The organism is Bittarella sp. HCP28S3_D9, assembly GCF_052065655.1.
GTDB classification, from domain to species: Bacteria; Bacillota; Clostridia; order Oscillospirales; family Ruminococcaceae; genus Bittarella; species Bittarella massiliensis.
Window position 1 is genome coordinate 64,248 of record NZ_JBQHTP010000014.1, and the last position, 13,311, is coordinate 77,558.

At 64.1% G+C, this 13,311-nt stretch carries 8 protein-coding genes and 1 CRISPR repeat array; of the genes, 7 read left to right on the forward strand and 1 reads right to left on the reverse strand.

Annotated elements, in window-relative coordinates:
• Positions 1–15: 15 nt before the first annotated feature.
• From ACTNAU_RS08790 to ACTNAU_RS08810, 5 genes are all read left to right on the forward strand, one after another.
• Complete coding sequence (locus tag ACTNAU_RS08790; RefSeq protein WP_441098190.1) at positions 16–945, forward strand: DMT family transporter; 930 nt, start codon at positions 16–18, stop codon at positions 943–945.
• Between the two features lie 139 nt (positions 946–1,084).
• Entirely contained in the window at positions 1,085–2,365 is a 1,281-nt protein-coding gene (locus ACTNAU_RS08795) for an adenylosuccinate synthase (protein ID WP_441098191.1), read from the forward strand.
• Positions 2,365–3,798 (forward strand): adenylosuccinate lyase, encoded by a 1,434-nt coding sequence (purB, locus tag ACTNAU_RS08800; protein ID WP_441098192.1) that lies wholly within the window; start codon positions 2,365–2,367, stop codon positions 3,796–3,798. Before ACTNAU_RS08795 ends, purB begins: the two co-directional genes overlap by 1 nt.
• 127 nt (positions 3,799–3,925) lie before the next feature.
• A complete protein-coding gene (locus ACTNAU_RS08805; protein WP_441098193.1) occupies positions 3,926–4,879 on the forward strand; it encodes a lysophospholipase in 954 nt (317 codons plus the stop codon).
• The gene (locus ACTNAU_RS08810; RefSeq protein ID WP_441098194.1) at positions 4,876–5,886 is read left to right on the forward strand and encodes an aldo/keto reductase; all 1,011 of its coding nucleotides are present in this window, start codon (positions 4,876–4,878) and stop codon (positions 5,884–5,886) included. The genes ACTNAU_RS08805 and ACTNAU_RS08810 overlap by 4 nt, the downstream gene beginning before the upstream one ends.
• Positions 5,887–5,947: 61 nt before the next feature.
• On the opposite strand, the gene ACTNAU_RS08815 is transcribed toward ACTNAU_RS08810, so the two are convergent.
• Positions 5,948–7,135 carry an RNA polymerase sigma factor gene (locus tag ACTNAU_RS08815; RefSeq protein ID WP_441098195.1) on the reverse strand — a complete coding sequence of 396 codons (1,188 nt, stop codon included), beginning with the start codon at positions 7,133–7,135 and terminating at the stop codon, positions 5,948–5,950.
• Positions 7,136–8,053: 918 nt separating this feature from the next.
• Here ACTNAU_RS08815 and ACTNAU_RS08820 point away from each other — a divergent pair.
• Both ACTNAU_RS08820 and ACTNAU_RS08825 read left to right on the forward strand, forming a co-directional pair.
• Complete coding sequence (locus ACTNAU_RS08820) at positions 8,054–11,713, forward strand: hypothetical protein (RefSeq protein WP_441098196.1); 3,660 nt, start codon at positions 8,054–8,056, stop codon at positions 11,711–11,713.
• The gene (locus tag ACTNAU_RS08825; RefSeq protein WP_256136439.1) at positions 11,700–11,876 is read left to right on the forward strand and encodes a hypothetical protein; all 177 of its coding nucleotides are present in this window, start codon (positions 11,700–11,702) and stop codon (positions 11,874–11,876) included. The genes ACTNAU_RS08820 and ACTNAU_RS08825 overlap by 14 nt, the downstream gene beginning before the upstream one ends.
• A gap of 174 nt (positions 11,877–12,050) precedes the next feature.
• Positions 12,051–13,073: a CRISPR direct-repeat array (repeat unit 32 nt; unit sequence ATTTCAATCCACGCACCCGCGTGGGGTGCGAC).
• The last annotated feature ends 238 nt before the right edge of the window (positions 13,074–13,311 follow it).

The following is a 13,311-nucleotide window of genomic DNA, read 5'->3' on the forward strand; positions in this document are numbered from 1 at the left end:
GAGGAGGATCCCCCTTTGCCAAACACCTTCAAGGGAATTGTCTACACCATCGCCTCGGCCGTCATCTTCGGCATCACCCCCGTTCTCAGCAAACTCACCTATTCCATGGGCAGCAACGCCTCGATGGCGGCCTGCTTTCGCGGGCTGCTCTCCCTGCCGGTGCTGCTGTGCATCCTGCTGGCCCTGCGCATCCCCCTCAAGATCACCCGCCACCAGCTGGTCTCGGTGATCGTCTGCGGGCTGGTGGGCTCCACCGCCACTGCCATCACCCTCGGCATCGCCTACAACTACATCCCCGTGGGGATGGCCACTACCCTCCACTTCATCTACCCGGTGCTCACCACCGCCGCCTCGGTCGTCTTTTTAAGGGAAAAGCTCTACCGCTACAAGGTGGTGGCCCTGGTGCTGGCCACCGCCGGCATCGCCACCTTTATGGAGCCGGGCGGCAGCCTCGTCGGCATTCTGTTGGCCCTCTCCTCCGGCGCCTTCTACACCTTCTACATCATCTGGATGGACAAGAGCGGCCTCAAAAACCTGAACTCCTTTCTCTTGACCTTCTACCTCTCTTTGGTCATCGGCCCGGCCTCCGCCCTCTACGGGGCGCTCACCGGGCAGTTCACCCTCTCCCTCACCGCCACCGGCTGGGCGCTGACAGCGGTCTCCTCCCTCTTGGGGGCCGTGGGGGCCATGACCCTCTTTCAGCTGGGGCTGCGCCACGCCGGGCCCTCTCTGGCCTCCATCCTCAGCATGTTCGAGCCAATCACCAGCGTGCTGATGGGGCTGCTCTTCCTGGGGGAGGGCATCTCCCCCCTCAAGCTGGGCGGCTGCGCCCTGATCCTCTGCTCCGTCGCCCTCATCGCCCTGCACCAGCGGGGGGAGGTGCGCCGCCCCGAACCCGAAGTCCCCGAGCCCGATGGGGAAAAAACACCCTCTTCTGCCCGTTGACAGAATTCCTCCCCTGCCCTATAATGGTACCGTAAGAACAACGGCGTTCGCCCGCGGGTCACTGCACCCTGCGCGGCGAACGCCGTTTTTTTGTTCCCCGATCCTGGGGACTGGCGGTGAACAGAAAGGGAGGATCCAGATGCTGCGAGCAATTGTGGGAATCAACTGGGGCGACGAGGGGAAGGGACGAATGGTGGACCTGCTCTCCTCCGGCTGCAAAGCGGTGGTGCGCTACCAGGGGGGAAACAACGCCGGTCACACGGTGGTCAACGAGCGGGGGCGATTTGTCTTCAACCTGTTGCCCTCGGGCATTCTGCGGGAAGGGGTGGTCAACGTCATGGGCCCCGGCATGGTCATCGACCTAGAGCACCTCTGGGGCGAGATCATCCGACTGCGGGAGGCCGGGGTCGCCGTCACCCCCGAAAACCTGAAAATCAGCGACCGGGCGGTCATCTGCCCGCCCTACGACAGGCAGCAGGACATTTTGGAGGAAGAGCGCCTGGGCGCCGCCGCCTACGGCTCCACCCGCCGGGGAATCGCCCCGGTCTATGGCGACAAATACCTGAAAAAGGCCCTTCGCATGGGGGAGCTGGCCGATCCCGACGCCCTCTCCCGCCGTCTGCAAGACATTGTGCGGTGGAAGAGCCTCACCTTCACCGGGGTCTACGGCGCGCCGCCCTTAACCCCCCAACCGGTGTGGGAGTGGCTGATGCACTTCGGCCAGCCCCTGCTCCCCTTTGTCTGCGACACCGGCCGCTACCTGGACGAGCTGGCCCGCCGCGGGGACGACATCCTCTTTGAAGCCCAGCTGGGGGCCCTGCGGGATATCGACTATGGCATCTACCCCTACACTTCGTCTTCCTCCACCCTGGCCGCCTACGCCCCCATCGGCGCGGGCGTTCCCGGGCGACAGCTGGATCGGGTCATCGGGGTTCTCAAGGCCTACTCCACCTGCGTGGGGGAGGGGCCCTTCCCCGTCGAGCTCCTGGGAGAGGCGGGGGACGCGCTGCGCCAGAGCGGCGGCGAGTACGGCGCGGCCACCGGCCGCCCCCGCCGGGTGGGGCCCTTTGACGCGGTGGCCTCCCGCTACGGGGTGCGGGTGCAGGGGGCCCACGAGCTGGCCCTCACCAAGCTGGACGTCCTCTCCGATCTCGCCGAGATTCCCGTCTGCACTGCCTACCGCATCGATGGGCGGGAGACCGCCGACTTCCCCATGGGCAGCGCGCTGGACAGGGCCGAGCCGGTCTACACCGCCCTCCCCGGCTGGAACCGCCCCATCGGCCACTGCCGCCGCTTGGAAGAGCTGCCCCCTCAGGCCATCGCCTATGTGGACTTCATCGAACGGCTGATGGGCTGTCCCATCACCTATCTGTCGGTGGGCCCGGAGAGGGAGCAGTACATCGAGAGGGGGCGGTCGTAGTGGAACACGGCTCCTACGAGAGCGAGCTGGCCACCCGCTACGCCAGCGGGGAAATGTGCCGCCTCTTCTCCCAGGTGCACCGGGTGCGCACCTGGCGCGCCCTCTGGATCGCCCTGGCCAAAGCCGAGCGGGAGCTGGGCCTCCCCATCACTGCCGAGCAGATCGAGGAGTTGGAGCGCCAGGCCGACTCCATCGACTTTGCGGCCGCCGCCCGCAGGGAGGAGGTCTGCCGCCACGAGGTCATGGCCCACATCTACGCCTACGGCCTCGCCTGCCCCAAGGCCAGGGGGATCCTCCATCTGGGGGCCACCAGCTGCTTTGTGCTGGACAACGGCGACCTGCTCACCATGCGGGAGGGACTCGCCCTCCTCCGGCGCAAACTGCTAAACGTCCTCGCCCTGCTGGGGGACTTTGCCGACTGCCACCAGTCCCTGCCCTGCCTGGGCTACACCCACCTGCAGCCCGCCCAGCTCACCACCCTAGGCAAGCGGGCAACCCTCTGGCTGGCCGACTTCCTCGCTGACTGGCGAGAGCTGGACCGCCAGTTGACCGCTCTCCCCTTCCGGGGGGCCAAGGGGGCCACCGGCACCCAGGAGAGCTTTCTCGCCCTCTTTGACGGCGACGCCGCCAAGGTGGACGCCCTGGAGGAAAAACTGGCCGCGACCTTCGGCTTTGCCGAGCCCCTGTCGGTCTGTGGACAGACCTACTCTCGCAAAGTGGACTTTCAGGTGGCCGCCGTCCTGGCGGGGCTCTGCCAGTCGGCCTACAAGTTCGCCGGGGACCTGCGGGTGCTCCAGAGCGTGCACGAGGTGGAGGAGCCCTTCGGCCAAAGCCAGGTGAGCTCCTCGGCCATGCCCTACAAGAGAAACCCCATGAAATGCGAGCGGGTCTGCGCCCTGGCCCGCTACGGGATGGCCGCCCTGCAAAACCCCCTCTTCACCGCCGCCAGCCAGTACTTCGAGCGCACCCTCGACGACTCGGCCAACAAGCGGCTGGCTATGGCCGGTCTCTTCCTCACCTGCGACGGCATCCTCGAGCTCCTGCTGGACATCTGCGCCGGGCTGACAGTCTACCCCAAGGTCATCGCCCGGCGGGTAGAGGAGGAGCTCCCCTTTCTCGCCAGCGAAGAGATTTTGATGCGCGCCGTCAAGGCCGGCGGTGACCGGCAGGCCCTGCACGAGCGGCTGCGCCAGCACAGCATGGCCGCCGGTCAGCGAGTCAAGGAGGAGGGCCTCCCCGGCGACCTGTTGGAGCGGGTGGCCGCCGACCCGGCCTTTGGCATGGACCTGGCCCAGCTAAAAGCCCTCCTCGACCCCGCTGCCTTCACCGGCCTCGCCGCCCGCCAGACCCGCCGCTTTTTGCAGCGGGAGCTGGCCCCCCTTTTGGCCCAGCACGCCGACTTGTTGGGCATGCACGCCCACCTAAACGTGTAACGCCCCCTCCTCCCCGCCGATTTTCTCCCGATTGCGCCCTCTTTTTGGCAATTTGTTTGCAGTTTTTAGAAAAGATTGCTATGATATGGGTATCTGAACACGTCGACAGATCGGAGGAGAAATCGCTGTGAAAAAAGAGACCTTTTTCCTGGAATCCTACGGCCTGCCCACCCAGCTGGCCTGCTACCTCTACCTGCCCGACGAGGGGGCGCCCAAGGCGGTGGTGCAGCTCTCCCACGGCATGTGCGAGTACATCGAGCGCTACGAGCCCCTCTGTCGCTTCCTCACCGACCGGGGCTACGCCGTCGGCGGGGCCGACCACCTGGGCCACGGCAAGACCGCCGGCGAGGAGGGGGCGCTGGGTTACTTTGCCGAGAAAAACGGCCACCTCTACCTGACGGAAAACTTGAACGTGGTCTGCGAGCAGCTGCGGGCCCGCTTCCCCGGCCTGCCCTACTTTCTGGTGGGCCACAGCATGGGTTCCTTCATCGCCCGGGACTTTTTGGCCAAATACGGCGCCAAGCTCACCGCCGCCGTCATCAGCGGCACCAGCGGCGGCAACCCCGCGGCCAAGTGGGGGATGCGGCTGGCCAAGCTGCAGATTGCCCTGGGCCAGGGCCAAAAGCCCGGGCGGCTGCTCAACAAGCTGGCCTTTGCCGGCTACAACAAGCGCTTTGCCGGGCGCACCCCCTACGACTGGCTCTCCCGGGACGAGGCGGTGGTGGACGCCTATGCCGCCGACCCCTATTGCACCTTCCTCTTCACCCCCAGCGCTTTTCTGGACCTCTTCAAGATCCTCTCCCGGGTCTCGGTGCCCGAGTGGGCCGAGTCGGTGCCCAAAGACCTGCCCATCCTCCTCCTCTCGGGGGAGGAGGACCCGGTGGGCGACTACGGCGAGGGCCCGAAGGCCGTGGCCCGGCGGCTCAAGGACGCCGGCGTGAAAGAGGTGACCTGCCAGCTTTACCCCGGCGGCCGCCATGAGATGTTCAACGAGACAAACCGGCAGGAGGTCTACGAGGACCTGCTGGCCTTCTTAGAGGGGCACCTGCCGCCAACCGACAAGGGAGGAGAGAGACTGTGAACACCGTGACCCTGGGCCGCACCGGCCTCACCGTCAACAAAAACGGCTTTGGCGCTCTGCCCATCCAGCGCATCCCCAAGGAGGAGGCAGTGACCATTGTCCGCCGCGCCCTGGACGGGGGCATCACCTTCTTCGACACCGCCCGCCTCTACAGCGACAGCGAGGAAAAGCTGGGGGCCGCCCTCGCCGGCCGGCGGGGGGAGGTCGTCCTCGCCACCAAGACCCCCGCCACCGACGCCGCCGGTTTCTGGCGGGATCTGGAGGCCTCGCTGGCCGCCCTGCAGACCGACTACATCGACCTCTTTCAGTTTCACAACCCCGCCTTCTGCCCCAAGCCGGGGGATGGCAGCGGCCTCTACGAGGCCATGCTGGAAGCCCGCGAGCAGGGCAAAATCCGCTTCATCGGCCTGACCAACCACCGCCTTCACGTGGCCCGAGAGGCGGTGGAGTCCGGCCTCTACGACACCCTGCAGTTCCCCTTCTGCTACCTGGCCTCCCCCGACGACCTGGCCCTGGTGGAGAGCTGCCGCCAACACGGCGTGGGCTTTATCGCCATGAAGGCCCTCTCGGGCGGGCTCATCCAAAACAGCGCCGCCGCCTACGCCTTTTTGACCCAGTTTGAAGGGGTCCTCCCCATCTGGGGGGTGCAGCGGATGGGCGAACTGGAAGAGTTCCTCGCCTACGGCGAAAACCCGCCCGCCCTCACCGCGGAGTTGCAGGCCCTCATCGAGCGGGACAAGCTGCAACTGGCAGGGGATTTCTGCCGTGGCTGTGGCTACTGCCTGCCCTGCCCGGCGGGGATCGAGATCCCCAACGCCGCCCGGATGTCTCTGATGCTCCGCCGCTCTCCCCCGGCCCCCTGGCTGGGCGAGGAGTGGCAGGTGAAGATGGCCAAGATCGACGACTGCATCCACTGCAATCACTGCGTCAATCACTGCCCCTATGGGCTGGACACCCCCAAACTGCTGCGCCAAAATTACGAGGACTACAAGACCTTTCTCAAATAAAAGCCTTTAAAAAGAGAGGGAGGGGAAGCCGGATGGCTTCCCCTCCCTCTCTTTTTGTCCATCACTGTGAGACGGTCAGCTCGCCCTCTCCCCGGTTTCCCAACAGGTCCTGGGCAACCAGGGTATAGCTGCCGCTGGGCAGGTCGAATCGGGCGCGCTCCCCCTCGGCCTCTAGAGGGCGGTAGAGGGCGCCGTCCGCCCCCAGCAGGAAGCTGCGCTCCCAGTCCACCCCGGCGGGGTCTGTCAGCCGCACCGTCACCAGCCCCGCCTGGCCGTACGCCTCTGCCAAGGCGGGGGGCTCTTCATCGGCCCCGGCCACCGACACGGCCGTTTGGACGCGCCTTCCGTTGCCCCCCTCGGCCTGCAGGGTGTAGCTGCCGTTTTTCACCGGCAGCAGGGAAAAACCGTCCTCCTCTCGCTCCAGGGCGTAGCGATTGCCGTCGCCGTCCTCCAGCCAGGCGGTTTCCGCCCCCGCCACCCGGGCGGTGACACCGGCCCGGCCCCCTGCTTGCCAGACGGCTGTCTCCAAAATTTGGGGGGGCGGCAGTAGGGCTATCCCCGCCGTCACTGCAAGGACAAGGCCGGCCGCCCCGCCCGCCACGGGAAGAGGCACCTCCCCCAGCTGCCAGGGGGCAGGCTGCTCCCCGGCCCGCCGCAGGGCAATTCCCAGGGGCAGGACAGCGGGCAGCCAGCCGGACAGATTCCCCCGCAGGGCTTTCCTCGCGCGGTCCAGCTCCCGCTTCACCGTCATCTCCGAACAGCCCAAAACGGCGGCGATCTGGGGCAGGGTCCGGCGCTGAAAGTAGCGCAGCACCACCGCCTGGCGCTGCCGCTGGGGCAGCTTGTCCAGCGCTGCCAACAGGGCCGCCGTCCGCCCCCTCTGGTCGGCCACTGCCTCGGGCAGGGTGCGGGGGTCCCCATCGGGAAGGGCGTCCAGCAGCTCCTCCCCGGTGGCGGCCCGCCGCGCCTCCACCCGGCGCAGATTTTGGCAGGCAAAATAGGTGCTGCGGTTGAGGTAGGCCACCAGCGCCCTGGGGTTGCCCAGCTCCCCCATGTGGCGAAAGAGGGAGAGATAGCTCTCCTGCACCGCCTCCTCCGCCAGGGCATCGCTCCCCAGCAGGGCCCTGGCCTGCACCCACTGCGCCCGGTAGGTGGCGCGGTAGAGCTGGGCAAAGGCCTGTTCGTCCCCCTCCCTCGCCCGCAGGAGGAGCTGTTCCAACTGCCGGTGTCCCATCCGCTTTTCTTCCAACTTTTTCCACTCCGTTTCCCTTGCGACTCTTTAAAGGGTAGTTTACTATAAAAAGCGCACCTTCTGCAAGGGAAAAAGTCGTGTAGATACAATTTGGAAAAATGCGCGAAAAATGTCAAATCGCTGTTCTGTTTTTCCTTTCTCCGTACTCATATAAAAGATGGTGGGACTTTGCCTTCCACCGGCCCGGCCTCCCCTCTCTCCCGCTGACAGAAAGACAGCCCCCTTTTAGACGGCAGCGCGACTCTCTTCCCGCCCCAGTGGAAAGGTCTTTTCCCCCTTTCGCCCGCATTTGTGGGGGCAGGATTTCAAAAGTCCGACTCTGTCCGCGGAAGCAGCTTGAACGGCGGCCCGCCAACCTTTCAAAAAATAAAAGAAGAGGAAGTTGATTTTATGTACAAGCAGAAGAGAGGCAGTGCCAGAAAGCGGGGGCGGGGGCTCGGCCTCTGTCTGGCCGTGCTGCTCTGCCTGGGCTCCTTTCCCCAGCTGCAAGGGGCTGGAACGGCCCACGCAGCCTCCACCGACGACTATATTGGGACAAACAACTTGGTGGATGTTTTCAACTGGCAGAACACCACCAATTTCAGCCCCAGCACCCACGGCATTTTCGGTAACCGCTACTTTTTGGTAGACACCAGTTCCTATACCCCCTATCCAGGAGTTGCTACCTTAAATTATGCAAGTAGCTCTCTAGTAAGCAAAGTAGAGATTTCTCTTGAGGCCGATTGGGAGCTTTCTGGCACCTTTGACATCTCAATACACGCCCCCTTGCCTGTTCTCTCCAATGCCGCCATCTGTCTGACACAAGATGCCAATAACACTCAAAGATTCATCTATTTGAGCGTAGGCAAGGCAAATGATATACTGGGTCTTTTAATCAACAGGGCAGATTACAGTCTTCCAGTCATAAACGATTACGTGGATCGCAAAGACCTGCCGAGTACCTATTTCAGCGGCAGCAGGCCCTTTTCGGTGCGCTACAGCTGTAGCGAAAAAAAGCTCTATTTCACCTATGGCAGTTACACCCTCTCTTCTCGAGTAGACGATTTTTATCCCGGGGTAGAAAAGCTCTACCTCCTGATTGCAGGGGAGGTGACCTGGGAGAAGACAGCCGCAGTGCCCACCGGCTCCAAGGCCGGGGGGACCTTTACCACCGCGGCCTATACCAGTTACTACCCGGAGTTCGTGGAGACCAAGCTGCTCAAGGCAAACGGCTCTGCCTTTGCCACCGGAGAAATCCCCAAAAATGGAGACACCGTCATCGTCCAGGCCAAGGTCAAAAACATCAACAAAAAGGCGGGCTCTCAGGCCATTCCCTGCACCCTCAAGCTGTTGCAGGGGAACAAGGACTACCCCACCGCGGGCATCGTCCCCCTCACCAAGGCCCAGGGACAGCAGATCGTCGCCAACGGCCAAACGGTGGACGGGGGCACCGACATCGTAGGCAGCGGCATCCCCTTCAAGATGACCGGCGCGGGGGACAACACCATCACCTACAAGGCGAAGATCGTCAACCCCACCGGGGCAGCGGTCACCGTGGGCCAGACCATTGCCGACGACTTCTTCCAGTCCCACCGCTACTCCAAGGCCGAACTGGTCCCCGCCATCCCCCTGGTGCCTGAAGACCCGGACGCCACCCCCGACCCCAGCCAGCCCCAGCCCGTCCCCAGCACCGACTACCACTACACCCGCACCCCGGCCAACGAAAACGGCTGGAACAATTCTCAGGTGGACCTCGTCTTTTACGAGGGCACCTTCGACCAGTTTCACATCAAAAAGGGGAACGCAGTGGAAGCCACCCTGCAACGGGGCGACGCGGTCAAAAGCTACACGGCAGAGACCTCCGGCATCCCCCTCACCTACCAGGCCGTCAACACGGCAAACGGCAAGCTCTCCTCCACCGTCAACGACACGGTGAAAATCGATGGTACTCCGCCCACCCTGACAGCCTCTGGCAACACCCTCACCGCAACAGACAGCCTCTCGGGCGTCTGGAAGTTGGAGCGGCAGGACCCTAAAACCGGGGCCTGGGAGACCGCCAAGACCTTTTCTCTCAGTTCCTCCGGCAACGGCTCCGCCTCCCAGACCTTCACCCCCACCCAAAACGGGGTCTACCGGGCGGTGGACGCAGCGGGCAACCCCTCGACCGCCAGCCTCCCCATCACCGTCAACGACCCGCCCGAAATAGAGGTGAAGGACGAGCCGAACCACCACAGCCCCCAGGGTCCCACCACCTCTGTCGACGGAGCGGGCCTCGTCCACGCCGTCTACACCGACACCATCGAGGAGATCATCTCCGACCCGCCCGCCTACGGTGGCGCCCTCACCGGCAGCGACCTGCAATCCATCATCGAGGGCCGCTATCAGTTCACCTCCCACTCGGGGGCCCTCTCCGGGCAGCTGGTGTCCATGACCCAAAGCGGGGCGGACATCTCCGCCACCGGCCTTGACTCCTCTACCCCCGGCTCCTGCCAGGCCGTCTATCGAATCACCGACCAGGACGGCAACACCGCCACCCTGAACCTCACCTACTCCTTCATCGACAAGCCCCTGCCCCCCACCGTTGAGCCGAACGAGCCGGACGACCCCCTTGTGGGGCCGGAGGAGACCGTCGGCCCCCAGGAGAACCGGGTGCACCACCGCTACACCGCCCAGGTGGTGGAGCTCATCTCCGACCCGCCGGCTTACGGCGGGACCTTTACCGCGGCAGACGCCCTGGCCTACATCAAGGGCCACTACACCTTTGCCGCCCAGACGGGCAGCACCCTGGGCGAGTCCTCCACCATGACCCAAAACGGGGTGGACATCTCCGCCACCGGCCTTGACTCTTCCACCCCCGGCTCCTGTCTCATCACCTACACAGTGGCAGACGGAGACGGCAACACCGCCACTCTTGAACTGACCTACACCTTCAAGGAGCGGGTGGAGCCCCCCGCCATCGACCCGGTGGATCCGGACACCCCCATGCCGGAGCCCGAGGAAGAGGTGGACAAGGGCGGCCTGGTCCACCAGACCTACCGGGAGCAGATCGTCCAGATCATCACCGACCCGCCCGCCTTTGGCGGCACCCTCACGGCGGACGACCTGAAGGCCGTCATCGAGGGGCGCTATGCCTTCGGCGCGGGCACCGTCACCTATGCCATGACCCAAAACGGGGCCGACATCTCCGCTGCCGGGCTGCCCAGCACCGTCCCCGGCTCCTGCCTGGGGCGCTACACCGTCACCGACAGGGACGGCAACTCCACCACCCTGGAGTTGACCTACACCTTCATCGAGAAGCCAGAGCCCCCGGCCATCCTCCCCGACGACCCCGATCGCCCGCCCCAGGGGCCGGAGGAGACCGTCGCCCCCGACAACACCGTCCACCACCGCTACACCGACACAGTCGTCGAACTCATCTCCGATCCTCCCGCCTACGGCGGCCACTTCACCCTCGGCGACGCCCTGGGCTACCTCCGCGACCACTACGACTTTGCCGCCGGCAGCGCCAGCCTGGTGGGCCACGCCCTGACAATGGAGCAGGGCGGCCACCCGGTGGTGGAGATCTCCTCCGCCGCGCCGGGTTCCTGTCTCATCACCTACACGGTCACCGACCGGGACGGCAACTCCACCACCCTGGAGCTGACCTACATCTTCAAGGAGCGGGTGGAGCCCCCCGCCATCGACTCCGTCGACCCGGAGCGGCCGCCCCAGGGCCCAGAGGAAGAGGTGGACAGGGACGGCCTCATCCACCACACCTATCAGGACAAGATCGTCGTCCCCATCACCGACCCACCCCAGTTCGGCGGAACCCTCACCCCGGAAAAATTGCGGCAAATCATTGAGGAGCGCTACAGCTTCGGCCCGGGGGAAGTCTCCTTCACCATGACGCCAGACAGCCTGCCATCCACCGTCCCCGGCTCCTGCGTGGGGGTCTACACCGTAACCGACGTCCAGGGGAACTCCACCACCTTGGAGCTGACCTACGAGTATGTGGAGCGGTACGACTCGCCAGTCATTGAGCCGGCCGACCCGGAGCGCCTCCTGCCCGAGCCGGAGGAGGCGGTGGATCCCGACGCCACCGTCCACCGCAGCTATCAGGATGGCATCACCGAACTGGTGGCCTATCCCCCCGCCTTTGGCGGGACCCTCTCCGCCCAGGAGGCGCTGGACTGGATGCGGGGGCAGTACCAGATCGCCCCGGGCACCGGGACCCACCTGAAAGAGAGCGTTGCCCTCTACCAAGATGGGCGGGACATCACCGACCAGGGCTTTGCCACCGACCGGCCCGGTTCCTGCCTCATCCTCTATCGGGTCGTCGACGAGTACGGCAACTCCTCCTCTCTCGCCTTTACCTACAACCTCACCGAGCGGCAGGTGGAGGGAGGCGACATCGTCTCCGACGGCACCGACAGCGGGCAAAGTTCTGCCGGCAATGGGCCCTATACCGGCGAACCGGGTGGCCGCGGCCACCGGCAGCCGGCAGATTGCTGGGTGCACTGGCTCGCGCTGGCGCTGACGGCAATCGCCCTGGCCTATCTCCTGGCGCGCAAGCGCCAACTGGATAGAGAGGAGGAAAGAACCCGTGAAAACTTGTGATTTTGCTGTCCTCACCACTTTGGCGGCTGCGGCCGTTTTCTGCGCCGTCCACGCCGCCTGTTCTTGGGACTTGGCAGCGCTCCTCCTGCTGGGGGTTAGCTTGCTGCTGTCCGCCATCTATCTCATCCACCGCACCCGAAAACAGAATGGCGGAGAGGGATAACTGCCTTTTAGAGGGCATAGAGTGAAAAAGAGAGCCTCCGGGGAATACCTAGAGGCTCTCTTTTTTAGGGATGGAGGAAAACGGGCAGTTACATGGGGATAATTTGCTATTGTCACGCGCACCCAAACGGGATGCAGCTACATCCTCCGAGCTGACGACATGGCAGTTCGAGGAATTCTAATTCACGCACCCGCGTGGGGTGCGACCGACCAATATGTCACCATGACCGACGCCGATTTTGAATTTCAATCCACGCACCCGCGTGGGGTGCGACGGCCGTTGTTCTTTATGCCCTGCAACTGCTCAAAATTTCAATCCACGCACCCGCGTGGGGTGCGACACCCTGGCAAGGCTTGCGTGGGCGGCGGGAGCAGATTTCAATCCACGCACCCGCGTGGGGTGCGACAGGAGGCCCAGAAAGCCGCAAAAGAGGAGGCCCAAATTTCAATCCACGCACCCGCGTGGGGTGCGACAAAGCTGCGGGCGCTGTTTGAGCTGGCTCAATACATTTCAATCCACGCACCCGCGTGGGGTGCGACTCTGCCTCAGCACGGGTGTACCCTATGCTTGTCATTTCAATCCACGCACCCGCGTGGGGTGCGACATAGTCCTTTCGAGGCAAAACCCTCTTGTTGCGAATTTCAATCCACGCACCCGCGTGGGGTGCGACTCGCATTTCAGGTCAGTGGGGCAGTAGTGCAGACATTTCAATCCACGCACCCGCGTGGGGTGCGACCCCTTACTGGTGGACGACATCCAACCGTATTGAATTTCAATCCACGCACCCGCGTGGGGTGCGACCAAGGAGCGTTAACGTCATAGTCGGCGGGGCCAAATTTCAATCCACGCACCCGCGTGGGGTGCGACCTCACCACCGGGAAGAACGAGCGGGCGCGTCGAATTTCAATCCACGCACCCGCGTGGGGTGCGACGTCACGTCTCCGTCCCTCTGCTCCACCGTGTGGAATTTCAATCCACGCACCCGCGTGGGGTGCGACTTTTCGGAGGACACCATTGTCCGATACGGGAAGATTTCAATCCACGCACCCGCGTGGGGTGCGACCCAGGTGCAACTTCACCGCCAGCGAGTAGTGATCATTTCAATCCACGCACCCGCGTGGGGTGCGACCTCATATGGTCCGTTGATGCCGTTGGAGGAGTATCCATTTCAATCCACGCACCCGCGTGGGGTGCGACAGCAAATTGGCACAAAAACCTGCGTCAATCTGCACTTCTACTATACCTCTTTTCACAAAACCATGTCAAATCAATCTTCTCTGTCCGCCGTCTTCTCCTTTTCCCCGGCAATATGCGGATATTTTTTGGTGCGAACCTCCCGGCAAATCCCTGTGCGCTTGGGGTTCGCACCAAAGCCTCCACTTCTCCCGGCTTTCCACCCAGACGCAAAAGAGCGACTTGCCGACATCTCTTCGGC

Bases quoted from the DNA above. Each gene is read 5' to 3' on its own strand.
- ACTNAU_RS08795 (WP_441098191.1), top strand. From the start codon at position 1,085: ATGCTGCGAGCAATTGTGGGAATCAACTGGGGCGACGAGGGGAAGGGA.